Genomic DNA, 25,124 nt, shown 5'->3' on the forward strand with positions numbered 1-25,124 from the left:
ACGGCGAGGATCAGGATTTACTCAGCTTCTCTGATTTTTCCATGCATTTTGCCATCGCTTCAATGACCGCCGAGCGGAACCCGCGCTCCTCCAGCACCCGCACCGCTTCGATGGTGGTACCGCCCGGGGAGCAGACCATATCTTTCAGCTCGCCCGGGTGTTTGCCGGTTTCCAGCACCATTTTGGCGGAGCCCATGACGGCCTGCGCGGCGAACTTATACGCCTGCGCGCGCGGCATTCCGCCAAGCACGGCGGCGTCGGCCATCGCTTCTAAAAACATGAAAACATAGGCAGGGGCTGAGCCACTCACGCCGACCACCGGATGGATCATCGATTCGGCAATCACTTCAGCCTCACCGAAGCAGCGGAAAATGTTCAGCACATCGGCCACTTCTTCCGTGGTTACCAGCGCGTTAGGCGTGACGGAGGTCATGCCGGCGTTGACCAGCGACGGTGTGTTCGGCATCGCGCGGACGATTTTACGATCGTGACCCAGCGCGCGGGCCAGCTGATCGAGCGTGACGCCCGCGGCAATCGACACGACCAGCGTCTCTTTATTCAGGCTGGAGGTGATATCGCTCAGCACTTTGATCATGATGTTTGGCTTGACGGCGCCAAAGACGATATCGGCGACCTGGGCCACTTCCTGCGCGCTTTCGGCAGCGTTGATCCCGTATTGATCGCGCAGCGCGGCGACCTTGTCAGGTGACGGGGTATAGACCCAGATCTGACCCGGCAGCACCTGCCCGCTGGCGATCAGACCGCCCAGGATGGCTTTGCCCATGTTACCGCAGCCGATAAACCCGATTTTCTTGTCCATCACGATTCTCCGTCATTATGCGTTGTTTTCTCTGATTGATAGCTTAACAACGAAATGCAGGCGACAATAGTCGACAGAGTCATTATGGGGGGACAATATGACGATTTGGGTTGATGCGGACGCGTGTCCGAATGTGATTAAAGAGATTTTATTTCGCGCCGCCGAGCGCGTTCAGATGCCGCTGACGCTGGTGGCAAACCAGAATATTCGCGTACCGCCTTCGCGGTTCATCCGCTCTTTGCGCGTGCCGGCCGGGTTCGACGTGGCGGATAACGAAATTGTTCGCCTGTGCAGCGCCGAGGATCTGGTGATCACGGCGGATATTCCGCTGGCCGCCGAAGTGCTGGAGAAAGGGGCGGCGGCGCTCAATCCGCGCGGGGAGCGTTACTCGCCTTCGACTATTCGGGAAAAGCTCACCATGCGCGATTTTATGGATACGATGCGGGCCAGCGGCGTGCAGACCGGTGGACCGGACAGCCTGTCCCAGCGCGATCGCCAGCAGTTCGCTGCCGAGCTGGATAAGTGGCTACTGGAAGTGAAGCGCCGCACAGCGTAATGATAATTATTGTCAATTTGTGGTACAGTGTGGCCTCCACAGGGTTGTCATCCCGTACCGCTTTGCAGTAAAGTAATCGCAACATCTTCTGCAATTATTTCTTTACACTCTTCAGCCATCCGGCATCAAGGGGAACACCTGGCATGACCCAACCCATCTTTTTAGTTGGCCCTCGCGGCTGTGGGAAAACCACCGTTGGCCTGGAGCTGGCACGCGTGTGTCATCGCCAGTTTGTTGATACCGACCACTGGCTGCAAACCGAGGCCGGAAAAACCATCGCTGAGATTGTTGAGCAAGAGGGCTGGGAGAGCTTTCGCGCACGCGAAACCGCCGCGCTGAAAGCGGTCACTACTCCATCGGCCGTGATCGCGACCGGGGGTGGCATTGTTCTGGCGGAGTGTAATCGTCACTTTATGCGCGAAAAGGGGATTGTGATTTATCTCAGCGCGCCGGTGTCGGCTCTGGTAGGGCGTCTGGAAGCGTTTCCGGAAGAGGGGCAACGCCCTGCGCTGACCTCCAGGCCACTCAACGAAGAGGTGAGTGAAGTGCTGGCCGAACGCGATGCGCTATACCGCGAAGCGGCTCACCACGTGGTGGATGCGTCCGCGTCTCCCGAAGACGTTGTGATTCAGATTATTACCGCCCTGCGTTTGGCTTGTGCCAGCTAAGCGGCGTCTATACTTATAGCTCAGACATAAAAAAAGGATGAGCTATGCCAACCAGACCTCCCTATCCGCGTGAAGCGCGCATTGTTACCGTTGAAAAAGGCCATACAGGTCATACCGTGACCTGGTATCAACTGCGCGCCGATCACCCCAAGCCGGACTCGCTGATCAGTGAACACGAGACTGAACAGGAAGCGCTGGACGCGAAACGGCGCTACGAAGATCCCGATATAACCTGAATGTTTTCCTAAACGCTCCAATATCGTGCCTGAATCACACTTTTTACTCATCGGGAAAGTTAAGCAGGAGTTAATATTTAGTTATTACAAGTAACTCCGGTATCGGCAGGCGATCTTTACATTTCGATGTCGGGATCACCTGCTACGCTTGGTCCTGTTTTGTTTAAAAAACGAACTGTGCAGCGTAGTGAGCCTGTACCTGTGTACACGATGTTGGAGTAATGGAAGGCGATAAAAATGAAGGCAACGTTGGCGATCCTCACTATTGGTGTGGTCCCTGTAAGCGAAGTGTTACCGCTCTTAACCGAGCATGTATCTGAACAACAGATAACGCATCTCAGCCTGCTGGGGAAGATGAGTCGGGAAGAGGTCATGGAAGACTACGCTGTCGAGGCGGGGGAGGATCCCCTGGCGACGTTATTAAGTGACGGTAAACTGGCGCACGTTTCACGTCAGAAAATCGAGCGCTCGCTGCAGGGCGTGATAGAAGTGCTCGATAATCAAGGTTATGACGTTATTTTGCTGATGAGTACCGCACCCATTAAGGGGCTTACGGCGCGGAATGCGATTTTGCTGGAGCCGATGCGGATCATTCCACCGCTGGTGGCCTCTATCGTTGATGGCCATCAGGTGGGGGTGATTGTTCCCATTGAGGAGCTCATGGATAACCAGGAGGCAAAATGGCACGTGCTGGAAAAAGTGCCCTTGTACGCGCTGGCAAATCCGTTCTGGGACAGTGAGGCCAAGCTCATTGCTGCCGGGAAGGAACTGCTTGAGAGAGGGGCGGACGTCTTGATCCTGGACTGCCTGGGTTTCCATCAGCATCATCGTGACCTGCTGCAAAAAGCGCTGGATGTGCCCGTGCTGTTATCCAACGTTCTGATGGCTCGCCTGGCCTCGGAACTCCTCATGTAATGATTTTGCGTGACAGGTGATGAGCATGGCCCCTATAGTGAATTTTTATCTATAAATATAAGGGCCAGTTCATGCTTCAAAGTAACGAATACTTTTCCGGTAAAGTGAAATCCATTGGTTTTACCAGCAGCAGCACTGGTCGTGCCAGTGTCGGCGTAATGGCGGAAGGGGAATACACCTTTGGCACGGCGGAAGCTGAAGAAATGACGGTCGTCAGCGGGGCGCTGAACGTCTTACTGCCGGGTGAAACGGAATGGAAAGTTTACGCTGCCGGGCAAGTTTTCAACGTCCCTGGCCACAGCGAATTTCATTTGCAGGTGGCTGAACCCACCTCTTATCTGTGCCGCTACCTGAAATAAAAAATAAGCCGGGTGGCGCTAACGCTTACCCGGCCTGCGTTTTGCCTGTTATCTCTGCGCTTCGCCGCCGAGACCTTCCACCAGATTCTGAATCAACGCGGCCAGCTCGCCGGTCATCAGGATGAAGTCCGCGTCAAAACGCTGGGCGTAATCTTCCCTGTCGATATCTTCGTTCTGATCGCGCAGCTCGTCGCAGAACTTCAGACGCTTCACGGAGCCGTCGTCGCACATCACGAACTGAATGCGCTGCTGCCAGTCGAGCGCCAGTTTAGTGACCACTTTGCCCGCTTCGATATGGACGGCGATCTCGTCGCTCACCAGATCCTGCTTCTTCGCGCGGATCACGCCGCCATCTTCCAGCAGGGCTTTCAGCTCGGCTTCATCAAGGATCTGGAAACCCTGTGCCGCAGCACCGCTGCGTACCCATTCGGTCAGCGTCAGCTCGATCGGCGTTTCAAGCGCCAGCGGAACGACCGGTAAAGAGCCGATGCTTTTGCGCAGCAGGGCCAGCGTATCTTCTGCTTTCTTGGCGCTGGCGCAGTCCACCATGATCAGCCCGTTGACGGTGTCGATCCACATCATGGTCTGGCTGAAGCGGCTGAAGGCGCGCGGCAGCAGGGAGTGCAGCACTTCGTCTTTCAGCGAATCTTTTTCGGTCTTTTTCAGCTTGCGGCCCTGTTCGGCTTCCAGCTTGAAAATTTTTGCTTCGAGCGCCTGCTTAACCACCGGCGTCGGCAGGATTTTCTCTTCTTTGCGGGCGCAGACGATGATTTGACCCGTGCTGCTGGCGTGGGTCAGTGCATCGCTTTGTGAACCCATTGGCGGAACCCAACCGGTTTTCGCCATATCCTGGCTACCGCAAGGGGAAAAGGTATAAGCGGCTAACTGTTTTTCCATCTCTTCTGCACGCAGCGAAACGTCGCGGCTGAGACGGTAAACCATCAAATTTTTGAACCACAGCATGATAATTTCCACGGCCTTGTCGTTAAATCAGCGGGCATGATAACGAATTGTCGCATCGCTTGCATTGCTAATCGGGAAGCGTGCTTCTACTCTGTTGATAATCAAAATAATGAGGAGAGTCTTGTGCGTATTGGGATCGATTTGGGCGGCACCAAAACAGAAGTCATCGCGCTGAGCGAGCGGGGGGAGCAGCTGTTTCGCCATCGTCTGCCGACGCCGCGCGATGATTATCACCAGACTATCGAGACGATTGCCAGCCTGGTTGAGATGGCAGAGCAGGCGACAGGGCAAACCGGCAGCGTCGGGATGGGGATCCCGGGGTCGATCTCGCCGTATACCGGGGTGGTTAAAAATGCTAACTCTACCTGGCTCAACGGTCAGCCGTTTGATAAGGATTTAAGCGTGCGCCTGAACCGGGAAGTGCGTCTGGCCAACGATGCCAACTGCCTGGCGGTCTCTGAGGCTATCGACGGCGCGGCGGCCGGTGCCCGGACCGTGTTTGCCGTGATTATCGGTACCGGCTGCGGCGCGGGCGTGGCGTTCGGCGGGCGCGCTCATATCGGCGGCAACGGTACCGCGGGCGAGTGGGGACACAACCCGCTGCCGTGGATGGACGAAGATGAGCTTAAATACCGCGCTGAAGTGCCGTGCTACTGCGGAAAGCAAGGCTGTATTGAGACGTTTATCTCCGGCACCGGGTTTGCGACCGACTACCACCGTCTGAGCGGCCAGCCGCTGAAGGGCAACGAAATTATGCGTCTGGTCGAAGAGCAGGATCCGGTTGCCGAGCTGGCCCTTAGCCGCTACGAAATGCGGCTGGCGAAATCCCTGGCGCACGTGGTGAATATTCTCGATCCGGACGTTATTGTGCTCGGCGGCGGCATGAGCAACGTTGATCGGCTGTACGCCACGGTGCCGAACCTGGTGAAACAGTGGGTCTTCGGCGGCGAGTGTGAAACCCCGATCCGCAAAGCTGTCCACGGTGACTCCAGCGGCGTGCGCGGCGCGGCGTGGCTGTGGCCAGTAAATTCGTAGGCCCGGTAAGCGAAGCGCCACCGGGCGAATTCAGGCAGCCGCAAAAAAAAAGCCGGGTGGCGGCTACGCCTTACCCGGCCTACAGATGGAGTGGACCTTTACTGCACCGCAAATTCTCTGTCCAGCCTGCTGTACCCCAGCCCGTTGATCTTCTTCACCTTGATCTGCACCGGAATGCGCTCTTTCATCGCCTCTACGTGGCTGATCACGCCGATGGTTTTTCCGGTAGCGTTCAGCGCGTCGAGCGCATCCAGCGCGGTATCCAGCGTTTCGCTGTCGAGCGTGCCGAATCCTTCATCCAGGAACAGGGAATCGATCCGCGTCTTATGACTCACCAGGTCGGAAAGGGCCAGCGCCAGCGCCAGGCTGACCAGGAAGCTCTCGCCGCCGGAGAGCGTACGGGTATCGCGCACCGCGTCCGCCTGCCAGGTATCGACCACTTCCAGCTCCAGCGCGTCGCTGGCCTTACGCTGCAGCAGATAACGCCCGTGCAGACGGTTAAGCTGCTGGTTTGCGAGCCAGACAAGATTATCCAGCGTCAGCCCCTGCGCGAACTTACGGAACTTGTCGCCGGTGCTGGAGCCGATCAGCGCGTTCAGATAACCCCAGTCGTCCGCCTGGCGCGCGGCCTCATCAATTTGCTGCATCAACGCCAGCTGGTGCTGCCGGTTATCGCTGTCCTGCTTAAGCTGCTGGCGGATCTCGCCCTGATGCGTCGTGTTCTCGCGAAGCCGTTGCGCCAGCTGCTGCAGCTGGCTTTGCAGCGCAGGAGCATCGGCGTCGAGCCTTTCCGGCCGCAGCGCCAGATGAGCCTGCAGCTGCTGGTTCGCCTGGCCGGAAAGGACCGCGGCCTGCTGTATCTGGCTTTCCAGCGACTGTTTCAGCTGTTCGAGGTGGCGAATAGCGTCGTCATCCAGCAGCGCGGCAAGGAACGCGTCCCGATCGGCAAAACAGCTCGCTGAGAGCGCCGCGGTGAACTGCGTCTGGGACTGCTGCAGGCGCTCTTGCTCCAGCTTTTCCTGCTGCTGCTGCGCGGTGAGCTGGCTTTGTAGCGACACGCATTCGTCGTGGACGTCGCGCCAGCCAGCCGGAATGGTCGGTTCGGCCTCTTCGCTGTGCGTTTCCGGAAGCGTGTCGAGCAGCGGCTTGAGAGCGTTTATGCGTTCCAGAAGCACGCCGTGCTGCGTTTGTTTCTCCTGCCACTGCGCGAATTCCGCTTCGCGGGCGTGCAGCCAGGCGGCTTCATTACCGTCTTCAGGTACGTTAAGCGATAGCGAGAGCAGGGCGTGTTCCAGCGCCTGGCGCGCGGCCGTCAGCTGCTGCTGGAACTGTCGCTCCTGCACTTCCTGCTCGTTTAACTGGTTTTGCAGGGTCAGACGCTGGCTGAGCTGATAAAGCTGGCGCTCGTACTGTTCCTGCTCGTTCATCCACGGCGTGATATCTTCCTGAATATTCAACGCGATGTGCAGGGAAGCGCAGGCCTCCATCCACTCTTTAGTGAGTGCTTGCTCTTCTTGAGAGAGAGTCTGCGCTTCGTCTGTCTCGCGCTGGATCTGCTGAGTCAGGGCATTAACCTGTCCCAGCACCAGTAGCCCTTCTTCTTTAAGCGCGGCGACCTCTTTTTCCAGGGAATCGCGGCGGCGCTGGTTATCCGTCAGCTCAAGCGACTGGTATTGCTCAACGGCGGGATGCTCGCTGGAACCGCACAGCGGACAGGGTTTGCCTGCCTCAAGCCGGGAACGATAGCTTTCCAGGTCTTTAATCGTCGCTTCACGTTCGCACAGGGCCTTCAGGTCCAGATAGTGCTGGTGTTTCTCTTTGTACTGCTGGCGGCGCAGCGTCAGCGTATCATTGAGTTTATTTTGATCGGCCCGGGCCTTCTGCACGTTTTCACCGCTCTGGCGCAGGCGCTTTTGCAGCGGCTGATAGCGCGCATGCAGCGACGTTAGCCGCTGGCGCAGCGTGCGTGACCGGGACTGCTGCTCCATGGCCGCGCTGACCTCATCCGCCGTCAGGCTCAGCGCATTTTCCGGCATTTCAGCCAGCCTGTTGCGTAATTCACCCATCCGCGCAGCTAGCGAGGCTAACTGCGTTTTGTCGCGGTTAAGCTGCGAGAGCTGGGCACGCCAGCCGGCAATTTCCTGCCCCAGCAGGCGATAGCGCTCGTGCTCCGCCAGCCACTGCGCCAGCGCCGTCAGTTCGGTCTGAAGCTGCTCATGATTACGCTGGGCGGTATGACGGATCCGCGCGCGCAGTGCGGTTTTGGCTTGTAAGCGAGTATTTACTTCGATAATTCGCTGCTGGGTTTGCGTCAGACGCGCGGTTTGCTCCTGCTGGTGCGCCCAAAGCGGTCTAAGCTGGGCGGCGGGCAGCGCGAGCTGGAGCTTTGCCAGCTCTGGCGCAGCGTTCGTCAGCGCCTGCTGCGCCTGCTGCTGCATCGTGGTGACGCGCTGTTGCTCAAGCACGAGCTCATCACGGCGCGTAAACCACTGAAAATCTTTCTGCTGGCTTTGCTGCTGAACCAGCAGGGTTTTCTCTTCGTCAGTAAGTGCCTGCAAACTTTGCTGTAACTGCTGCTGTTGCTCTTCGCTCAACAGCACGACGCCCGCCGCCTGCGCCTCGCACTTTTCAAGCACGCTGCGGGCGGCTTTGTGTTTCTCAAACACCATGGCGGAAATCTGGCCGTAGATCTCGGTGCCGGTCAGCTCTTCCAGCAGCTCGGCGCGATCGCTCGGTTTGGCATTAAGGAAGGCGGCAAACTGCCCCTGCGAGAGCAGCATGGAGCGGGTAAAGCGGCCATAGTCCAGCCCGGTGAGCGCAGCGGTTTGCTCCAGTTTATCCGTCACTTTGTCGGCCAGGATTTTGCCATCTTCGCAGCGCGCCAGCTCCACGCGCGGCGCCTGCAGGTTCCCGTCAGGCTGGTTGCGCGCGCGGTTCTGGCTCCAGAAGGCGCGATAGGCGATGCCTTTTACCTCGAATTCCACTTCCGCCAGGCACTCGGCGGTGTCGCGCGTCATCAGGTCGTTTTGCGCCTGAGAGACCTTCTGCAGTCGCGGCGTTTCGTGATAAAGCGCCAGACAGATAGCGTCGAGCAGGGTGGTTTTACCTGCCCCGGTCGCGCCGGTGATGGCAAACAGACCGTTGCTGGCAAACGGCTCCGCGGTAAAGTCAATTTTCCACTCGCCCTTGAGGGAGTTGAGGTTTTTCAGGCGCAGGCTCAAAATTTTCATGCGTTTTCTTCCTCATCATTGAGCGCATGCAGGGTATGGCTGAACAGTTCGCTGAGTCTTGCGCGCTTCGCGTCGTCAATTTCCTCCTGCGAGAGCCTGCGTTCAAACACCTCTTCAACCCGAAGCTCACTGAGCGTTTCGCGTTGAGCGCTTAACAGAATTTTCTCGCGCTGCTCGCGGCTGCGGCGTACCAGTAAGACTTCGACGGGCAAATCTTCCGTCAGCGCCTGAATTTTACGCTGCATATCGTGCAGGTAGTCATCGGTGGTGATTTCGATATCCAGCCAGACGGGCGGGTTAAGCGCTGCTCCGCGCCACTGCTCAAGCTGGGCGGTAATGGCGTCAAGATCGCCCTTCAGCACCGCCAGCGGCTGGGTGACGGGCACCTCCAGCGTCTCGACGGCGCGGAGTTTGCCCTCGGAAAAGCTCACCAGATGCACGGATTTTGCTTTACCCGTTTCATCGAAGCTGAGCGAAAGAGGCGAGCCGCAGTAGCGGATGTGCTCGCTGCCGCCGACGATCTGCGCCCGGTGAATGTGTCCGAGCGCAATGTAGTCGGCTGGCGGGAAGTTCTGCGCCGGAAAGGCGTCCAGCGTGCCGATATAGATGTCACGCACGGCGTCACTTTTACTGGCCCCGACGGTGGTGAGATGCCCGGTCGCAATCACCGGAATCGGCTGGTCGCCGCGCAGGGCGCAGGCTTCGGCATGCTGCTGGTGATAATAGTCGGTGATGGCCTGTAACAGATGCTGTTGTTTTTCGCCGCCGGAAAGTCCCGCCTGGCTTTGCACAATATCGCGCGGACGCAAAAACGGAATGGGACACAGCACCGCCCCCGGCGTACCGTCGCGTTTTTTCAGGATCTGCGGGGCGTGCCCGGCGCTGGCGACGACGGTGGTATTGAGAAATGCCAGGATGTCGCGGGATTCATTGAGCGTCGCGACGGAATCGTGGTTGCCGGCGACAATCACCAGATGACAGCCGGTTTGCTGCAGATTCACCACGAAGCGGTTATACAGTTCACGCGCATAGCTGGGGGGCGAGCCGGTATCAAAGATGTCACCCGCTACAATAATCGCGTCCACCTCGTGCGTCCGGGCCGTTTCCAGCAGCCAGTTCAGGAAGGCTTCATGTTCAGCCGCACGGCTTTTGCTGTAAAAATTTTGACCCAGATGCCAGTCCGAGGTGTGAAGTATGCGCATAGCTGATCCGTGGCAAAAAAGAGAAAGCGGGATTATAAACCTTCAGAGACGGGAAAATAACCGCTGTAATAAAACAACGGTTTGCCCGTTATCGTGGTACTGTTTTTCATAAATCTGTCATAAATCTGACGCATAATGGCGCCGAATTACAAACTTGTAACTTAAATAAGATAAGACAGGGCAAAGTATGGCGAGACGTATTCTGGTCGTAGAAGATGAAGCTCCAATTCGTGAAATGGTGTGCTTCGTGCTCGAGCAAAACGGCTTCCAGCCGGTTGAAGCGGAAGATTATGACAGCGCAGTGAACCAGCTGAATGAACCCTGGCCCGATCTGATTCTGCTGGACTGGATGTTGCCCGGCGGCTCCGGACTGCAGTTTATCAAACACCTGAAGCGCGAGGCGCTGACCCGCGACATCCCGGTTGTGATGCTGACGGCGCGCGGAGAAGAAGAGGATCGCGTGCGCGGTCTGGAGACCGGCGCGGACGATTACATTACTAAGCCGTTCTCCCCAAAAGAGCTGGTTGCCCGCATTAAAGCCGTGATGCGCCGTATTTCGCCGATGGCGGTGGAAGAGGTGATTGAGATGCAGGGGCTGAGCCTTGACCCCACTTCACACCGCGTGATGACGGGTGAAAATCCCCTCGACATGGGGCCTACCGAATTTAAACTCCTGCACTTCTTTATGACCCACCCGGAACGCGTATACAGCCGCGAGCAGTTGCTGAATAACGTCTGGGGAACTAACGTGTATGTCGAAGACCGGACGGTTGACGTACATATTCGCCGCCTGCGAAAAGCACTGGAACTGAGCGGCCACGATCGCATGGTGCAGACGGTCCGCGGCACGGGTTATCGTTTTTCTACCCGTTTCTGAACAATGACAGGAGTGTGACGCGTGCTGGAACGTCTGTCATGGAAAAGGCTCGTCTTTGAACTGATCTTATGCTGTATTCCGGCCTTCCTTCTGGGGGCCTTTCTTGGACACCTGCCGTGGTTTCTGCTGGCGTCGGTCACCGGGCTGCTGATCTGGCATTTCTGGAACCTGCTGCGCCTCTCCTGGTGGCTGTGGGTTGACCGAAGTATGACGCCGCCGCCGGGAAGCGGCAGCTGGGAGCCGCTGCTGTACGGTCTGCATCAGATGCAGATGCGTAATAAAAAGCGTCGCCGCGAGCTGGGAAGCCTGATTAAGCGTTTTCGCAGCGGTGCAGAGTCGCTGCCGGATGCCGTTATTCTGACGACCGAAGAAGGGACGATCTTCTGGTGTAACGGCCTTGCACAACAGCTGCTGGGCCTGCGTTGGCCCGACGACAATGGTCAGAATATCCTCAACCTTTTGCGCTATCCCGAGTTCACGCAGTATCTGAAAACGCGTGATTTTACCCGCCCGCATAATCTGAAGCTCAACAATGGTCGCCATCTGGAAATCCGCGTGATGCCCTACAGCGATAAGCAGTGGCTGATGGTGGCGCGCGATGTTACCCAGATGCACCAGCTGGAAGGGGCGCGCCGCAACTTCTTCGCCAACGTCAGTCACGAACTGCGTACTCCGTTGACCGTACTTCAGGGCTACCTGGAGATGATGCAGGAGCAAACGCTTGAAGGCGCGCCGCGTGAAAAAGCGCTGCACACCATGCGCGAGCAAACGCACCGGATGGAAGGGCTGGTGAAGCAGCTGCTGACGCTATCGAAGATTGAAGCGGCGCCAACGCTTGCGCTAAATGAGACCATTGATGTCCCGATGATGCTGCGGGTCGTTGAGCGTGAAGCGCAGACGTTAAGCCACAAAAAGCATCACCTGACCTTTGAGGTCGACAATACGCTGAAGGTGCTGGGCAGCGAAGATGAACTGCGAAGCGCCATTTCTAACCTGGTGTACAACGCGGTGAATCATACGCCGGAAGGGACGGATATCGTGGTGCGCTGGCACCATGCCTCAACGGGGGCTGAGTTTAGCGTGGAAGACAACGGGCCGGGGATTGCGCCTGAGCATATTCCGCGTCTGACCGAGCGCTTTTACCGTGTGGATAAAGCGCGATCCCGGCAGACAGGCGGAAGCGGCCTGGGACTGGCAATTGTGAAACACGCGGTGAATCACCATGAAAGCCGTCTCGATATTCAGAGTACGTTGGGTAAAGGAACCCGTTTCAGTTTCGTTATTCCGGAACGATTAATTGCCAAAAAGATCGCCTGACGGCAGGCGTGTCATTTTACCTTTCCACGGGTCAGCCATCGCTGGCCCGTTTGCTTTGCAGTCAAGCGAAACGCGTGTGAATTATATACGGCTGACTGTTTTTTGTTCGCATGATTAGCCATGGGTTTTTCTTATAAATAGCGTATTATTCTAACGCGTATTTTCATGCTGGCATATTGTTCTGGTTTTACGATCCCACCTTGCCTTTAAACGTTATAAGCGTTTAAATTGCGCCCCAGATACTGTCAGACCGACTGTATTTGCGTGGTAAATCGAAAAACTATTCTTCTCCACGCCAGGACGGGAGCATTTCCCGCTGAAATTGAGCAAGTTTTCGGCTGTATCGTCCCGTCAGGGATATCGAAAATCTCAATGTTTTCAACACCACATCCACAGGCAGTAAGGTTTTATGACCCATCACTTAAAATCGCGTGACATCATCGCGCTGGGCTTTATGACATTTGCGCTGTTCGTTGGCGCAGGCAACATCATTTTCCCTCCAATGGTTGGCCTTCAGGCGGGTGAACACGTCTGGACCGCCGCGTTTGGTTTCCTGATCACTGCCGTGGGTCTACCGGTACTGACCGTCGTCGCGCTGGCGAAAGTCGGCGGCGGCGTGGATAGCCTCAGCACCCCGATTGGCAAAGTGGCGGGCGTTCTGCTGGCAACCGTCTGCTATCTGGCCGTTGGCCCGCTGTTTGCGACCCCGCGTACGGCGACCGTTTCCTTTGAAGTGGGTATTGCTCCCCTGACCGGTGACGGTGCGATGCCGCTGTTTATCTACAGCCTGATCTACTTCGCGATCGTAATTCTGGTTTCCCTCTATCCGGGCAAGCTGCTGGATACCGTGGGTAACTTCCTGGCTCCGCTGAAAATTGTGGCGCTGATTGTTCTGGCGGTAGCGGCTATCGTCTGGCCCGCTGGCCCGATTAGCGACGCGATGGACGCCTATAAAAACGCCGCGTTCTCTAACGGCTTTGTGAACGGCTACCTGACGATGGATACGCTGGGCGCGATGGTGTTTGGTATCGTTATCGTTAACGCCGCGCGTTCCCGCGGTGTGACCGAAGCACGTCTGCTGACCCGCTATACCATCTGGGCTGGCCTGATGGCCGGCTTGGGGCTGACGCTGCTGTATCTGGCGCTGTTCCGTCTGGGTTCCGACAGCGCCATGCTGGTCGATCAGAACGCCAACGGTGCGGCTATCCTGCACGCCTACGTTCAGCATACCTTCGGTGGTGCGGGCAGTATGCTGCTGGCGGCGCTCATCTTCCTGGCCTGTCTGGTCACCGCGGTTGGCCTGACCTGCGCCTGCGCAGAGTTCTTCGCACAGTATCTGCCGCTCTCTTACCGCACCCTGGTGTTTATCCTCGGCATCTTCTCGATGGCGGTGTCCAACCTCGGTCTGAGCCACCTGATTCAGGTCTCGATTCCGGTACTGACGGCGATTTATCCGCCGTGTATCGTGCTGGTGGTGCTGAGCTTTACGCGCCCGTGGTGGAACAACTCTTCACGAATTATTGCGCCAGCCATGTTTATCAGCCTGATTTTTGGTATCCTTGACGGGATTAAAGCATCAGCTTTCGCGCACATACTGCCAGCATGGACACAGCGTCTGCCGCTGTCCGAGCAGGGTCTGGCCTGGCTGATGCCTACCGTTGTTGCACTGGTTCTGGCGATTATCTGGGACCGTGCTGCAGGGCGTCAGGTCGCATCGAACGCCCATTAATCAACGGCAACAAACTGTTTAACCACGGGGCTTAAGGCCCCGTGGTTTTTTGTTTTTTTCGTGTTGAATGGCAAGATTTAAATGGAAAGCACTAACAAACTTAAACGTGGATTGAGCACGCGCCACATCCGCTTTATGGCGCTGGGCTCTGCTATCGGCACCGGTCTTTTTTATGGCTCGGCAGATGCCATCAAAATGGCCGGTCCCAGCGTTCTGCTGGCGTACATCATCGGCGGCGTGGCGGCGTATATCATCATGCGCGCCCTCGGCGAAATGTCGGTTCACAACCCGTCCGCCAGCTCCTTCTCCCGCTACGCGCAGGAAAACCTCGGCCCGCTGGCCGGGTTTATCACCGGCTGGACCTACTGCTTTGAAATCCTGATTGTGGCGATTGCCGACGTGACGGCGTTTGGCATCTATATGGGCGTCTGGTTCCCGGCGGTGCCGCACTGGATTTGGGTGCTGAGCGTGGTGCTGATCATTTGCGCCGTCAACCTGATGAGCGTGAAGGTGTTCGGCGAGCTGGAGTTCTGGTTCTCCTTCTTCAAGGTCGCCACCATCATCATCATGATAGTGGCCGGTTTCGGCATCATCATCTGGGGAATCGGCAACGGCGGGCAGCCGACCGGTATTCACAACCTCTGGAGCAACGGTGGCTTCTTCAGCAACGGCTGGCTCGGCATGGTGATGTCGCTGCAGATGGTGATGTTCGCCTACGGCGGTATCGAGATTATCGGTATTACCGCTGGTGAAGCGAAAGACCCGGAGAAATCCATTCCGCGCGCCATCAACTCGGTGCCGATGCGTATTCTGGTGTTCTACGTGGGTACGCTGTTCGTGATCATGTCCATTTACCCGTGGAACCAGGTGGGCACCAACGGCAGCCCGTTTGTTCTGACCTTCCAGCACATGGGGATTGCGTTTGCCGCCAGCATTCTGAACTTTGTGGTGCTGACCGCGTCGCTCTCCGCGATTAACAGTGACGTCTTTGGCGTGGGCCGTATGCTGCACGGCATGGCGGAGCAGGGCAGCGCGCCGAAGGTGTTCGCCAAAACCTCACGCCGCGGCACGCCGTGGGTGACCGTCGTGGTCATGACCGTAGCGCTGCTGTTCTCGGTGTATCTGAACTACATCATGCCGGAGAACGTCTTCCTGGTGATCGCATCGCTGGCGACCTTCGCGACGGTGTGGGTGTGGATTATGATCCTGCTGTCGCAGATTGCCTTCCGCCGTCGTCTGTCGCCGGATGAGGCGAAAGCGCTGAAGTTCAAAGTACCGGGCGGCGTTGCGACGACCGTCGTCGGGCTGATCTTCCTGGTGTTTATCATTGGCCTGATTGGCTACCATCCGGATACCCGCATTTCCCTTTACGTGGGCTGCGCGTGGATCGTCCTGCTGCTGGTGGGTTGGGTGTTTAAATGCCGCCGCGATCGTCAGCTGGCGGAAGCACAGTAATATTTTTTCTCCCTCTCCCTGTGGGAGAGGGAATTTTGCCTCATCCTCCTTTCTCCTCCCCCAATAATCCCGATCGTGATGAGCTATCCTTAACCACCCTGTGGCAAGGTGACGTCAATTTCATCAAAGGGGATTCGTGATGTTAAACGCCTGGCACCTTCCGGTTGCCCCATTTGTTAAGCAAAACAAAGACAACCTTGTGATTACGCTCTGGCTGGCGGGGGAAAATCAGCCTGAACGCGTGACGCTCCGCGCCGAAATAGATAACGAAGAGACCGGCCTGAAAATGCACAAGCTGCGCAGCCAGCCGCAGCCGGGGATCACGGCGTGGCGGGCGAATATCGACCTGCGCAGCGGACAGCCGCGCCGCCGTTACAGCTTCAAACTGCTGTGGAATAACCGCCAGCTGTGGTTTACCCCGCAGGGGTTTAGCCGTTTCCCGCCCGCACGGCTGGAGCAGTTCGCGGTCGATTACCCGGATAACGGCCCGCAGTGGGTTAACGATCAGGTCTTTTACCAGATTTTCCCGGACCGTTTCGCACGCAGTGAAAAGCGCACCGCTGACCAGGATAAGATCTATCACCACCATGCGGCGGGCCACGACATTATCCTGAAAGCGTGGGACGATCCGTTAACCGCGCAGGCGGGCGGCTCGACGTTTTACGGCGGCGATCTCGACGGCATCAGCGAAAAGCTGCCGTACCTGAAAAAGCTCGGCGTGACGGCGCTCTATCTCAACCCCGTTTTTAAAGCCCCGAGCGTGCACAAATACGATACCGAAGATTATCGCCACGTTGACGCGCAGTTTGGCGGTGACGAGGCGCTGCTGCGCCTGCGCAAGAACACCCAAAACGAAGGCATGCGCCTGATTCTGGACGGCGTGTTCAACCATAGCGGCGATTCGCACGCCTGGTTTGACCGCCATAATCAGTCGATGGGCGGGGCATGTCATAATCCGGACTCGCCGCAGCGCGACTGGTACAGCTTTAACGAGGAGGGCCGCGCGCTGGACTGGCTGGGGTATGCCAGCCTGCCTAAGCTGGATTTCCAGTCGCCAACGCTCGTGAATGAAATCTACGGCGGCGAAGACAGCATCGTCCGACACTGGCTGAAGGCGCCGTGGAATATGGACGGCTGGCGTCTGGACGTGGTGCATATGCTCGGTGAAGCGGGCGGGGCGCGGAATAACCTTCAGCACGTCGCCGGGATTACGCGCTCCGCAAAAGCGGCCCAGCCGGAGGCGTTCGTCTTTGGCGAGCACTTTGGCGACGCGCGCCAGTGGCTGCAGAACGATGCGGAAGATGCGGCGATGAACTATCGCGGCTTTACCTTCCCGCTGTGGGGATTCCTCGCTAACACCGATATCTCCTACGATCCGAACCATATCGACGCTGAAACCTGCATGGCGTGGATGGAGAACTATCGCGCCGGTCTGTCTCATCAGCAGCAGCTGCGGATGTTTAACCAGCTCGATAGCCACGACACCGCCCGCTTTAAATCCCTGCTCGGCAAGGATGTGGCGCGTCTGCCGCTGGCGGTGACCTGGCTCTTCACCTGGCCGGGCGTGCCGTGCATCTATTATGGAGACGAAGTGGGGCTGGACGGCAACAACGATCCGTTCTGCCGTAAAACCTTCCCGTGGGAGCCAGCGAAACAGGACAAGGTGCTGTTCAGCCTGTATCAGCGGCTGGCGAAGCTGCGTAAGCAGAGTCTCGCCCTGCGCTACGGCGGCTGTCAGGTGGTGTACGCCCACGATAACGTGGTGGTGTTTGCTCGCGTCTATAACCAGCAACGCGTGCTGATCGCCATCAACCGGGGCGAGGCCTGCGAAGTGGTGCTGGATGATTCACCGCTGCTGAAGGTGGCTATGTGGAAGAATAAAGAGGGCAAGGCAACGATACAGGACGGCGTGCTGGCGCTGCCTGCGGTATCCGCGACCATCTGGTTCGGCAGCTAAGACCTGTTAATGTTTCCACCTTTTAAGATGGCGCAAATGCAACTATTTGTGTCAATCTTAACGGATCGTTTACGGTGAAGGTGGAAACATGGACGAGCTTTACATCCTTGGCTGTTTGTTCCTGGTTTTTGCGCTGGGCGTTGCGCCGGTGCTTGCGGTTATCGGCTTTAACCGAAGCACGGCGGCGAAACAGGAGATCGCCCGGCTGCGCCAGCGCATTGAGGCGCTCGAGCAGCGCGGCGTCGCGGAGAACGCGCCGGAACCTGAACGGGCCGCCGCGCCGGCGGCAGTGGCCGAGCCGGTGGCTGAGGACGTACCCGCGCCTGTCGACCCCTGGCGTTCGGATATTCCCGCTGCTGCGGCAGCACCCGATCCCGCTCCTGCGCCCGCGGCAAAACAGCCTTCTGCCTTTGGCGGCATGCTGACGTCGCTGGTGCGCTGGTTCATGCAGGGTAACCCGCTGGCGAAGTTGGGCATCCTGCTGCTCTTCCTCGGTCTTTCATTTCTGCTGCGCTATACCGTCGAACACTCCCTGTTCCCGCTTGAGCTTCGCCTGGCCGCGACGGCGCTGTTTGCTATGGTCCTGCTGGTCCTCGGGTGGCGGCTGCGGCACAGGCAGCGCGTCTATGCGCTGATCCTCCAGGGGGGGGCGACAGGCATCCTCTATCTGACCGTCTTTGGCGCCTTCCGGCTCTGGCAAATGCTGCCGATGACGCTGGCCTTTGCGCTGCTGGTGGTGATATGTGCGGCGAGCGTCGGGCTGGCGGTGCTGCAGAAGGCGCTGAGCCTGGCCATGCTGGCGAGCCTCGGCGGGTATCTTGCGCCGCTGCTCTTATCTACCGGGGGCGGTAGCTTTGTGGCGCTGTTCTCCTTCTATCTCCTGCTTTCCATCGGCATTCTCGCTATCAGCATCTGGCAGCACTGGCGCGAGCTGAATCTCCTTGGGCTGCTGTTTACGTTCGGTGTGGGCGGCCTGTGGGGGCTGAATGACTACCAGCCCGAAGACTATTGGATCTGCCAGCTGTTCCTGATTGCCAATACGCTGATATTCGGCGTCTTGAGCGTGGCGCTGTCGCTGCGGGCGCAGGAGAAAGGGAAGCAGATTATCGACGGCGTGCTGCTGTTTGCCCCGCCTCTGGTTGGTTTTGGAATGCAGTATGGCATGACTCAGCACTGGACCTACGGTCCGGCGCTCAGCGCGCTGGGATACGGCGCATTTTATCTTACCCTCGCGTTCCTTGCGCTGCGGCGCTATCCCTCCATCGGACGACCGCTGGTCATGGCGGCGCTGGCCATTGGCGGCGGGTTCGCGACCCTCGCCATTCCGCTGGCGCTGTCGGCACGCTGGACGGCGATGGCCTGGGCGCTGGAAGGGCTGGGTATCCTCTGGCTGGGCGTGCAGCAGAACCAGCGTCGCATGAGCTATAGCGGGACGGCGTTGCTGGTGCTGGCGCTCGGCAGCGCGCTGTGGGCGCAAGCGAACGGCGTGACGTCGCTGAGCCTGCTGCTGATCTTCTCTATCCTCAGTCTTTGCTGGCTGGCTGCGGCCTGGCTGTGGCGGACTCTCTTTATGCCGGTCAGCCGGGCGCTGCTGGCAGGCGGGCTGCTGTTCTGGCTGGTGGCGCTATTGGGCGCATCGGGGCTGGTGATGACGCAGGAATTACCGATTCTGGCGGGCGTGCTGGCGCTGACGGCGGCGTCGGTCTGGGGATGGCGGCAGGTGGCTGCGCGTCTGGCGTGGCGGGAGCTGGATGCCAGCAAATGGCTGCTGTGGGCGGTTATGCTGCTGATGGTGGGGTATCAGCTCTGGCACCAGCAGATCGTTGCCGCCGGCTGGTCAAATCTGGCCTGGTGTGTTGCGCTTCCTGCTGCGCTGATGCTGCTGCGGCGCGACGGTGAAAGACTCCTGCCGCGCATTGCGATGGGGCTGCATTTGTCGCTTTTCTGGATGATTTTGCTGGCGCTGGCCGCGGAGCTTTACTGGTTTGCCCGGTCGTTGCCGTGGGGCATGGCGGCCTGGGGCAGCGGCTTAGCGATGGCAGCAGGCGGCGGGGTGATTATGGCGCTCTCTGCAGCCGTACGGCGTCGCGGGTGGCCGTTCCGGGAGTGGCCTGCGCTTTACGCCTGCCTGGCACCGCTCCCCGTGGTCGTGGCGCTATTGGTATTGCTGGTGGTGACCAATTTCCAGGACGGCGTGGTCTATCGTCAGACCTGGCTGCCGCTGGTAAACCCGCTTGAGGAAGGCGCGGCGTTCGCGCTGCTGGGGCTGGTCGTCTTTTATCGGGCTGTGGATCGCTATTACCCGGCGTGGCTTTCGCAGGCCCGCCCGTGGCCTGCCGTCGCGATTATGGCGCTTGGCTTCTGGTGGCTTAACGGTGCGCTGATGCGCGCCCTGGCCTGGTACGGCGACGTGGCCTGGAATATGGCATCGCTGTGGGATTCGCGGCTTGTCCAGACCAGTTTTGCCCTGTTCTGGATGCTGAGCGCGCTGGTGGTCATGATCCATGCCACCCGTCGGGCTTCCCGGCAGGAGTGGCTTTGCGGTGCCGCGTTGCTGGGCGTGGTGATGGTTAAACTGATGCTGGTGGACAGCGCGGGCGGAGGCGGTTTGTCGCGCGCGGTGGCGTTTATCGGCGTGGCGATACTGGTTCTGATCGTGGGGTATTTCTCCCCGCTGCCGCCCAAAACAGGAGATGAAAAATGAAATGGATGAAAGCGGTAGCCTGTACCGCGCTGCTGGCGCTTTCCGGCCCGGCGTTTTGCGACGAGGGACAAACGGAATCGCCCCGGGACTATGCTTTTGGTTTTTCCCTCGATACGTCTGTTCCTTCCCAGTGGTATCGGGTGATGCTGCCGCTCGCCGTCTATGAGCAAAGCACGTCGCCGGATCTGCATGATGTCCGCGTCTTTAACCAGTCGGGCGAGCCGGTTCCCTTTAGCCTGGTCAGCGCGACGCGTCCGCAGGCCCCAGCGCAATCCACCGCGCTGCGCCTCTTCCCGCTGGACGCCTCGCCGCTTGCGGCTTCGCGAGGATCCGGTGACAGCGATAAGATCCTGCTCCGTTCCGGAAATGGCGTTGAAATTGTGCTGGAGGGGCAAAAAGCCGCCGCAGCCGGGCAACATTATCTGCTGACCCTGCCTGAACAGGCGACGGAAGAGATGGCCATATCCCAGCTGCAGCTGCTCTGGAATACCCCCCAGACGCCATGGCAGGGAACGGCGTCGGTCTATTACAGCGAGGATCTTAAGCGCTGGTATACCCTGCGCGAGGATATGCCATTGCTGGACGTCGTCAGCGGACAGGATCGTCTTAAGCTCGATCGGATCGATACCGATACGGTTCTATCTCCCGATGCAAATCGCTATCTCATGGTGGTGCTGAATACAAAAAGCCAGGGGATAACCTTGACCGGCGTAAACGCAATTAGCGCACCCGCGCAGGCGGCCCCGGAAGAGGTTAACCTGGAAGGCGAAGGGGAATCGTTATCGGCAAGCGAAGCGCAGTGGCACTGGACGCGCCCGCAGCCGCTGAGCGCTGTCAGCATCTTACTGAATGGCGATGGCGTTCTTCCCGTGGAGATAGCATGGCGAAGTACGGAAAAGGACGCATGGCATCCCCTGAAAAAAGAGGTTCTTTACCGTCTTGAGGGAAAAACGTCGCCACCGGTTTCGCTTAACGGGGGCCTGGTGCAGGCCGTGAAAATCACGACGCTGAATGCGCGTCTGCCAGAATACCTGCCGAGCGTCACGGGACATCGCGACCGCTACGATCTGGTGTTCAACGCGCAGGGGAAAGCGCCGTACGTGCTCGCCTGGGGCAACGGGGCGGCAAAGCCTGCCAGCGTGGAGCCCGGCATGCTGATCCCAGCCGACCTGCGCAAGACCTATGATATGGAAAACCTGCCGCAGGCTGACATTCAGGATAATGTCGCGTTAGGCGGCGAGGAGCGTCTGACCGCTACCTCCGCGGCCGAGCGGGAGAGCAGAATGAACACGCTGCTGGTGTGGGGCGTACTGATTGCGGGCGTGGTTCTGCTGGCGGGCATGGCCTGGCGCATCTGGCGAGAGACGCAGCGTAAGGCATAAAAAAAGGCCCGCATAAGCGGGCCTTTTTCGTAAACCGTGCCGATTACAGGCTGGATACGTTCTCAGACAGATATTTAGCCACGCCGTCTGGAGACGCGTTCATGCCTTCTTTACCTTTTTCCCACTGAGCCGGGCACACTTCGCCGTGCTCTTCGTGGAACTGCAGCGCGTCAACCATGCGCAGCATTTCGTCGATGTTACGACCCAGCGGCAGATCGTTTACAACCTGGTGACGAACGATGCCGTTTGCGTCGATCAGGAAGGAACCACGCAGCGCAACGCCAGCGTCCGGATGTTCGATACCGTAAGCCTGCTGGATTTCGCGTTTGATGTCCGCAACCATTGCGTATTTCACCGCACCGATGCCGCCATTTTCGACAGGGGTGTTACGCCATGCGTTGTGTACAAACTCAGAGTCGAAGGAGACGCCAACAACTTCCACGCCACGCTTCTGGAATTCTTCATAACGTTTGTCGAAGGCGATCAGCTCAGACGGGCAAACGAAAGTGAAGTCCATTGGCCAGAAGAACAGAACGGTCGCTTTACCGTTGGTGTGCTGTTTGAAGTTGAAGTTTTCAACGATTTCACCGTTGCCCAGAACTGCTGCAGCTGTAAAATCCGGAGCCGGACGAGTTACCAGAACCATATGATTCTCCTGTAGATACTAAGGTTATTTGGAACGCAACGCGAGCCAGTATAGAGAGTGTTCATGGATAAGACAAAGAGGTGGTGACAATCGTTCCGCCAGCTTTTACCTATCAATGTGAATTCTGTCAGAGCTGTTTGTTTTTCGCCTGCGCCATCATGCGTGGATAGAATTGCCAGAATCGGGCCTCCAGCGCATCATAATGTTCATCCAGGTCATACCAGGAGTCGCGCAGCGCATCCAGTCGCGGGCGACGGCTCGCCATCCCGTTCAGCACGTTCTGGATGAAATCCATCTCGCGATAGCGCTCCAGCCAGCGTTCCGACCACAGGTAGTTATTCAGATTCACAAAGCGCGGCGGCGAGTCGGGCAGAATGATCGACACCTGCTGGTGGGCATAGCGCACAAAATCCGGCAATGGCATCTCCGGCGACAGCTGTTCCCAGTGGCGCGACAGAAAGTGGTCCCACATCACGTCGAGCGTGATTGGCGCTACGCGGCGCGTTTCAGGGCGAAACCACGCTTTGGCTTCCGTCACTTCCGGCAGCTTATCCGTCAGCACGTCGATGCGGCGGTGCATGAAAATGCCGTCGACAACCTCAGGGGAATAGTCCTCAGCGGGGTTGCCGCGTACGAAATCGGCCAGCAAATTGCCGGACAGGGAGCTGTCAGCGAGGTGAGCGAGATGCAGGTGAGCGAGAAAATTCATGCGTTTTATTTGTCCGGGGTCGGCTAGTTGTTGCAGCAAAAGGGTGTGAGCACTAGACTATGCCGCCTGTTTTTAAGTCACGAGTATACGTCATGCGCGTCGCCGATTTCTCCTTTGAACTACCTGAATCCCTGATTGCTCACTATCCCATGCCTGAGCGCAGCAGCTGTCGCTTACTGTCACTGGATGGGCCAACGGGCGAGCTGACGCACGGTACTTTCACCGATTTGCTCGACAAGCTCAACCCTGGCGATCTGCTGGTCTTTAACAATACCCGCGTGATACCGGCGCGCCTGTTTGGCCGTAAAGCCAGCGGCGGCAAGATTGAAGTGCTGGTCGAACGTATGCTCGATGATAAACGTATTCTGGCACATATTCGCGCGTCTAAGGCGCCGAAGCCGGGCGCGGAGCTGCTGCTGGGCGATGATGAGAGCATCAAAGCGACCATGACCGCGCGCCACGATGCGCTGTTTGAGGTGGCGTTCGACGACGAGCGCACGGTGCTCGATATCCTGAACGCCATCGGCCACATGCCGCTGCCGCCGTATATTGAGCGTCCGGACGAAGAGGCCGACCGCGAGCTGTACCAGACCGTTTACAGCCAGAAGCCGGGCGCCGTCGCTGCGCCGACCGCGGGCCTGCATTTTGATGAACCGCTGCTGGAAAAACTGCGCGCGAAGGGCGTGGAGATGGCGTTCGTGACGCTGCACGTCGGCGCGGGAACCTTCCAGCCGGTGCGCGTGGACAGCATTGAAGATCACATCATGCACTCGGAGTATGCTGAAGTGCCTCAGGATGTGGTGGATGCGGTGCTGGCGGCGAAAGCGCGCGGTAGCCGCGTCGTGGCGGTCGGTACGACGTCTGTGCGCTCACTCGAGAGCGCCGCGCAGGCGGCGAAGCGCAATCTTATCGAGCCGTTCTTTGGCGATACGCAGATCTTTATCTACCCGGGCTACCAGTACAAAGTGATTGACGCGCTGGTGACCAACTTCCATCTGCCTGAATCGACGCTGATTATGCTGGTGTCGGCATTTGCCGGTTATCAGCACACGATGGCGGCCTACAAGTCTGCGGTAGAACAAAAATATCGCTTTTTTAGCTACGGGGACGCGATGTTTATCACGTACAATCCGCAGGCTTTGAATGAGCGTGTCGGGGAATAAGTCCGCGGCACCGTTTTACAACGTTGGACTGTTTTTCTGACGTCGGAGAAAAAATGAAATTTGAACTCGATACCACCGATGGCCGCGCGCGTCGCGGTCGCCTGGTGTTTGATCGCGGCGTGGTGGAAACCCCCGCGTTTATGCCTGTGGGCACGTACGGCACCGTAAAAGGGATGACGCCGGAAGAAGTAGAAGCCACCGGCGCACAGATTATCCTCGGCAACACCTTCCACCTGTGGCTGCGTCCGGGTCAGGAGATCATGAAGCTCCACGGCGACCTGCACGATTTCATGCAGTGGAAAGGCCCAATCCTGACCGACTCCGGCGGCTTCCAGGTCTTCAGCCTGGGCGATATCCGCAAGATCACCGAGCAGGGCGTGCACTTCCGTAACCCGATCAACGGCGATCCGATTTTCCTCGATCCCGAAAAATCGATGGAAATTCAGTACGATCTCGGCTCTGACATCGTGATGATCTTCGACGAATGTACGCCGTATCCGGCCGACTGGGATTACGCCAAGCGTTCTATGGAAATGTCTTTGCGCTGGGCGAAGCGTAGCCGCGACCGTTTTGACTCCCTGCAGAACAAAAATGCGCTGTTCGGCATTATCCAGGGCAGCGTTTACGAAGATTTACGCGATATCTCTGTTAAAGGTCTGGTAGAGATAGGTTTTGATGGCTACGCTGTCGGCGGTTTGGCTGTGGGTGAGCCGAAGGAAGACATGCACCGCATTCTGGAGCATGTCTGCCCGCAAATCCCGGCGGATAAACCACGATACCTGATGGGCGTGGGTAAACCAGAAGATCTGGTTGAAGGCGTACGCCGCGGCATTGATATGTTCGACTGCGTCATGCCAACCCGCAACGCGCGTAACGGACATTTGTTCGTTACCGATGGCGTGGTGAAAATCCGTAACGCGAAGCATAAGAGTGACACCAGCCCGCTCGATTCCGAGTGCGATTGCTATACCTGTCGCAATTATTCTCGCGCGTATCTGCATCATCTCGATCGTTGCAACGAGATTTTGGGCGCGCGTCTCAATACCATTCATAATCTTCGTTATTATCAGCGCTTAATGGCTGGTTTACGTAAGGCTATCGAAGAGGGTAAATTAGAGAGCTTCGTGACCGATTTCTACCAACGTCAGGGGCGGGATGTTCCACCGTTGAACGTTGATTAATTTTAATAATGAGGGAATTT

Annotated in this window: 21 protein-coding genes; 15 read left to right on the top strand and 6 right to left on the bottom strand. The window is 57.9% G+C overall.

The genetic code is table 11. The features are described 5' to 3' along the window. Window positions 1–10: 10 nt before the first annotated feature. Complete coding sequence (gene proC, locus N037_RS05715; protein WP_024906789.1) at window positions 11–820, bottom strand: pyrroline-5-carboxylate reductase; 810 nt, start codon at window positions 818–820, stop codon at window positions 11–13. A gap of 97 nt (window positions 821–917) precedes the next feature. Between proC and N037_RS05720 the strand changes: the two genes are divergently transcribed. The 5 genes from N037_RS05720 to ppnP all read left to right on the top strand — a co-directional run bounded on the left by N037_RS05720 (window position 918) and on the right by ppnP (window position 3,554). After that, entirely contained in the window at window positions 918–1,376 is a 459-nt protein-coding gene (locus N037_RS05720) for a YaiI/YqxD family protein (RefSeq protein WP_032639632.1), read from the top strand. 143 nt (window positions 1,377–1,519) lie between these two features. Beyond that, window positions 1,520–2,044 carry a shikimate kinase AroL gene (aroL, locus tag N037_RS05725; protein WP_032639634.1) on the top strand — a complete coding sequence of 175 codons (525 nt, stop codon included), beginning with the start codon at window positions 1,520–1,522 and terminating at the stop codon, window positions 2,042–2,044. Window positions 2,045–2,088: 44 nt separating this feature from the next. Continuing rightward, complete coding sequence (yaiA, locus tag N037_RS05730) at window positions 2,089–2,280, top strand: protein YaiA (RefSeq protein ID WP_023334675.1); 192 nt, start codon at window positions 2,089–2,091, stop codon at window positions 2,278–2,280. A gap of 237 nt (window positions 2,281–2,517) precedes the next feature. Next, on the top strand, window positions 2,518–3,195 hold the full coding sequence (locus tag N037_RS05735; RefSeq protein WP_008503271.1) for an AroM family protein: 678 nt from the start codon (window positions 2,518–2,520) through the stop codon (window positions 3,193–3,195). 71 nt (window positions 3,196–3,266) lie between these two features. Next, window positions 3,267–3,554 carry a pyrimidine/purine nucleoside phosphorylase gene (ppnP, locus tag N037_RS05740; protein WP_008503270.1) on the top strand — a complete coding sequence of 96 codons (288 nt, stop codon included), beginning with the start codon at window positions 3,267–3,269 and terminating at the stop codon, window positions 3,552–3,554. 48 nt (window positions 3,555–3,602) lie between these two features. Here ppnP and rdgC read toward each other — a convergent pair whose 3' ends face one another. After that, the gene (gene rdgC / locus N037_RS05745; protein ID WP_023310540.1) at window positions 3,603–4,517 is read right to left on the bottom strand and encodes a recombination-associated protein RdgC; all 915 of its coding nucleotides are present in this window, start codon (window positions 4,515–4,517) and stop codon (window positions 3,603–3,605) included. Between the two features lie 123 nt (window positions 4,518–4,640). Here rdgC and mak point away from each other — a divergent pair, with 123 nt between their 5' ends. After that, a complete protein-coding gene (mak, locus tag N037_RS05750) occupies window positions 4,641–5,552 on the top strand; it encodes a fructokinase (protein WP_032639636.1) in 912 nt (303 codons plus the stop codon). A 98-nt stretch (window positions 5,553–5,650) separates the two neighbouring features. Here mak and sbcC read toward each other — a convergent pair whose 3' ends face one another. Together sbcC and sbcD are read right to left on the bottom strand one after the other, a co-directional pair. Then, complete coding sequence (sbcC, locus tag N037_RS05755) at window positions 5,651–8,782, bottom strand: exonuclease subunit SbcC (RefSeq protein WP_032639639.1); 3,132 nt, start codon at window positions 8,780–8,782, stop codon at window positions 5,651–5,653. Further along, entirely contained in the window at window positions 8,779–9,984 is a 1,206-nt protein-coding gene (gene sbcD, locus N037_RS05760) for an exonuclease subunit SbcD (RefSeq protein ID WP_032639642.1), read from the bottom strand. Before sbcD ends, sbcC begins: the two co-directional genes overlap by 4 nt. 187 nt (window positions 9,985–10,171) lie before the next feature. Between sbcD and phoB the strand changes: the two genes are divergently transcribed. The 7 genes from phoB (at window position 10,172) to N037_RS05795 (ending at window position 21,405) form a co-directional block, all read left to right on the top strand. Beyond that, window positions 10,172–10,861 carry a phosphate response regulator transcription factor PhoB gene (gene phoB / locus N037_RS05765; protein ID WP_008503265.1) on the top strand — a complete coding sequence of 230 codons (690 nt, stop codon included), beginning with the start codon at window positions 10,172–10,174 and terminating at the stop codon, window positions 10,859–10,861. A 21-nt stretch (window positions 10,862–10,882) separates the two neighbouring features. Beyond that, the gene (gene phoR / locus N037_RS05770) at window positions 10,883–12,178 is read left to right on the top strand and encodes a phosphate regulon sensor histidine kinase PhoR (protein ID WP_032639644.1); all 1,296 of its coding nucleotides are present in this window, start codon (window positions 10,883–10,885) and stop codon (window positions 12,176–12,178) included. 409 nt (window positions 12,179–12,587) lie between these two features. Beyond that, entirely contained in the window at window positions 12,588–13,907 is a 1,320-nt protein-coding gene (gene brnQ / locus N037_RS05775) for a branched-chain amino acid transporter carrier protein BrnQ (protein WP_032639646.1), read from the top strand. An 81-nt stretch (window positions 13,908–13,988) separates the two neighbouring features. Then, window positions 13,989–15,362 (top strand): proline-specific permease ProY, encoded by a 1,374-nt coding sequence (proY, locus tag N037_RS05780; RefSeq protein WP_008503261.1) that lies wholly within the window; start codon window positions 13,989–13,991, stop codon window positions 15,360–15,362. Window positions 15,363–15,501: 139 nt separating this feature from the next. Then, complete coding sequence (gene malZ / locus N037_RS05785; protein ID WP_032639649.1) at window positions 15,502–17,319, top strand: maltodextrin glucosidase; 1,818 nt, start codon at window positions 15,502–15,504, stop codon at window positions 17,317–17,319. Between the two features lie 88 nt (window positions 17,320–17,407). After that, window positions 17,408–20,023 carry a DUF2339 domain-containing protein gene (locus N037_RS05790; RefSeq protein WP_032639651.1) on the top strand — a complete coding sequence of 872 codons (2,616 nt, stop codon included), beginning with the start codon at window positions 17,408–17,410 and terminating at the stop codon, window positions 20,021–20,023. Next, window positions 20,020–21,405, top strand: a complete 1,386-nt coding sequence (locus N037_RS05795) for a DUF3999 domain-containing protein (protein ID WP_032639653.1) — start codon at window positions 20,020–20,022, stop codon at window positions 21,403–21,405. The genes N037_RS05790 and N037_RS05795 overlap by 4 nt, the downstream gene beginning before the upstream one ends. Window positions 21,406–21,448: 43 nt before the next feature. On the opposite strand, the gene N037_RS05800 is transcribed toward N037_RS05795, so the two are convergent. Together N037_RS05800 and acpH are read right to left on the bottom strand one after the other, a co-directional pair. After that, complete coding sequence (locus N037_RS05800) at window positions 21,449–22,051, bottom strand: peroxiredoxin C (RefSeq protein ID WP_010428037.1); 603 nt, start codon at window positions 22,049–22,051, stop codon at window positions 21,449–21,451. Window positions 22,052–22,178: 127 nt separating this feature from the next. Next, on the bottom strand, window positions 22,179–22,760 hold the full coding sequence (gene acpH / locus N037_RS05805) for an ACP phosphodiesterase (RefSeq protein WP_032639655.1): 582 nt from the start codon (window positions 22,758–22,760) through the stop codon (window positions 22,179–22,181). 92 nt (window positions 22,761–22,852) lie between these two features. Between acpH and queA the strand changes: the two genes are divergently transcribed. Both queA and tgt read left to right on the top strand, forming a co-directional pair. Next, window positions 22,853–23,923 (top strand): tRNA preQ1(34) S-adenosylmethionine ribosyltransferase-isomerase QueA, encoded by a 1,071-nt coding sequence (gene queA / locus N037_RS05810; RefSeq protein WP_032639657.1) that lies wholly within the window; start codon window positions 22,853–22,855, stop codon window positions 23,921–23,923. A 53-nt stretch (window positions 23,924–23,976) separates the two neighbouring features. Then, window positions 23,977–25,104 (top strand): tRNA guanosine(34) transglycosylase Tgt, encoded by a 1,128-nt coding sequence (gene tgt / locus N037_RS05815; RefSeq protein ID WP_003859110.1) that lies wholly within the window; start codon window positions 23,977–23,979, stop codon window positions 25,102–25,104. Window positions 25,105–25,124: the final 20 nt, after the last annotated feature.

It is taken from the genome of Enterobacter sp. EGD-HP1 (genome assembly GCF_000733275.2).
In the GTDB taxonomy this organism is placed as follows: Bacteria; Pseudomonadota; Gammaproteobacteria; order Enterobacterales; family Enterobacteriaceae; genus Enterobacter.

Excerpts from the sequence above, each read along its gene's own strand:
- aroL (WP_032639634.1), top strand. The coding sequence starts at position 1,520 with ATGACCCAACCCATCTTTTTAGTTGGCCCTCGCGGCTGTGGGAAAACC.
- phoB (WP_008503265.1), top strand. The coding sequence starts at position 10,172 with ATGGCGAGACGTATTCTGGTCGTAGAAGATGAAGCTCCAATTCGTGAA.
- N037_RS05800 (WP_010428037.1), bottom strand. The coding sequence starts at position 22,051 with ATGGTTCTGGTAACTCGTCCGGCTCCGGATTTTACAGCTGCAGCAGTT.
- ppnP (WP_008503270.1), top strand. The coding sequence starts at position 3,267 with ATGCTTCAAAGTAACGAATACTTTTCCGGTAAAGTGAAATCCATTGGT.
- N037_RS05735 (WP_008503271.1), top strand. The coding sequence starts at position 2,518 with ATGAAGGCAACGTTGGCGATCCTCACTATTGGTGTGGTCCCTGTAAGC.
- proC (WP_024906789.1), bottom strand. The coding sequence starts at position 820 with ATGGACAAGAAAATCGGGTTTATCGGCTGCGGTAACATGGGCAAAGCC.
- sbcD (WP_032639642.1), bottom strand. The coding sequence starts at position 9,984 with ATGCGCATACTTCACACCTCGGACTGGCATCTGGGTCAAAATTTTTAC.
- queA (WP_032639657.1), top strand. The coding sequence starts at position 22,853 with ATGCGCGTCGCCGATTTCTCCTTTGAACTACCTGAATCCCTGATTGCT.
- sbcC (WP_032639639.1), bottom strand. The coding sequence starts at position 8,782 with ATGAAAATTTTGAGCCTGCGCCTGAAAAACCTCAACTCCCTCAAGGGC.
- N037_RS05795 (WP_032639653.1), top strand. The coding sequence starts at position 20,020 with ATGAAATGGATGAAAGCGGTAGCCTGTACCGCGCTGCTGGCGCTTTCC.
- rdgC (WP_023310540.1), bottom strand. The coding sequence starts at position 4,517 with ATGCTGTGGTTCAAAAATTTGATGGTTTACCGTCTCAGCCGCGACGTT.
- malZ (WP_032639649.1), top strand. The coding sequence starts at position 15,502 with ATGTTAAACGCCTGGCACCTTCCGGTTGCCCCATTTGTTAAGCAAAAC.
- brnQ (WP_032639646.1), top strand. The coding sequence starts at position 12,588 with ATGACCCATCACTTAAAATCGCGTGACATCATCGCGCTGGGCTTTATG.
- tgt (WP_003859110.1), top strand. The coding sequence starts at position 23,977 with ATGAAATTTGAACTCGATACCACCGATGGCCGCGCGCGTCGCGGTCGC.
- acpH (WP_032639655.1), bottom strand. The coding sequence starts at position 22,760 with ATGAATTTTCTCGCTCACCTGCATCTCGCTCACCTCGCTGACAGCTCC.
- yaiA (WP_023334675.1), top strand. The coding sequence starts at position 2,089 with ATGCCAACCAGACCTCCCTATCCGCGTGAAGCGCGCATTGTTACCGTT.
- N037_RS05790 (WP_032639651.1), top strand. The coding sequence starts at position 17,408 with ATGGACGAGCTTTACATCCTTGGCTGTTTGTTCCTGGTTTTTGCGCTG.
- N037_RS05720 (WP_032639632.1), top strand. The coding sequence starts at position 918 with ATGACGATTTGGGTTGATGCGGACGCGTGTCCGAATGTGATTAAAGAG.
- proY (WP_008503261.1), top strand. The coding sequence starts at position 13,989 with ATGGAAAGCACTAACAAACTTAAACGTGGATTGAGCACGCGCCACATC.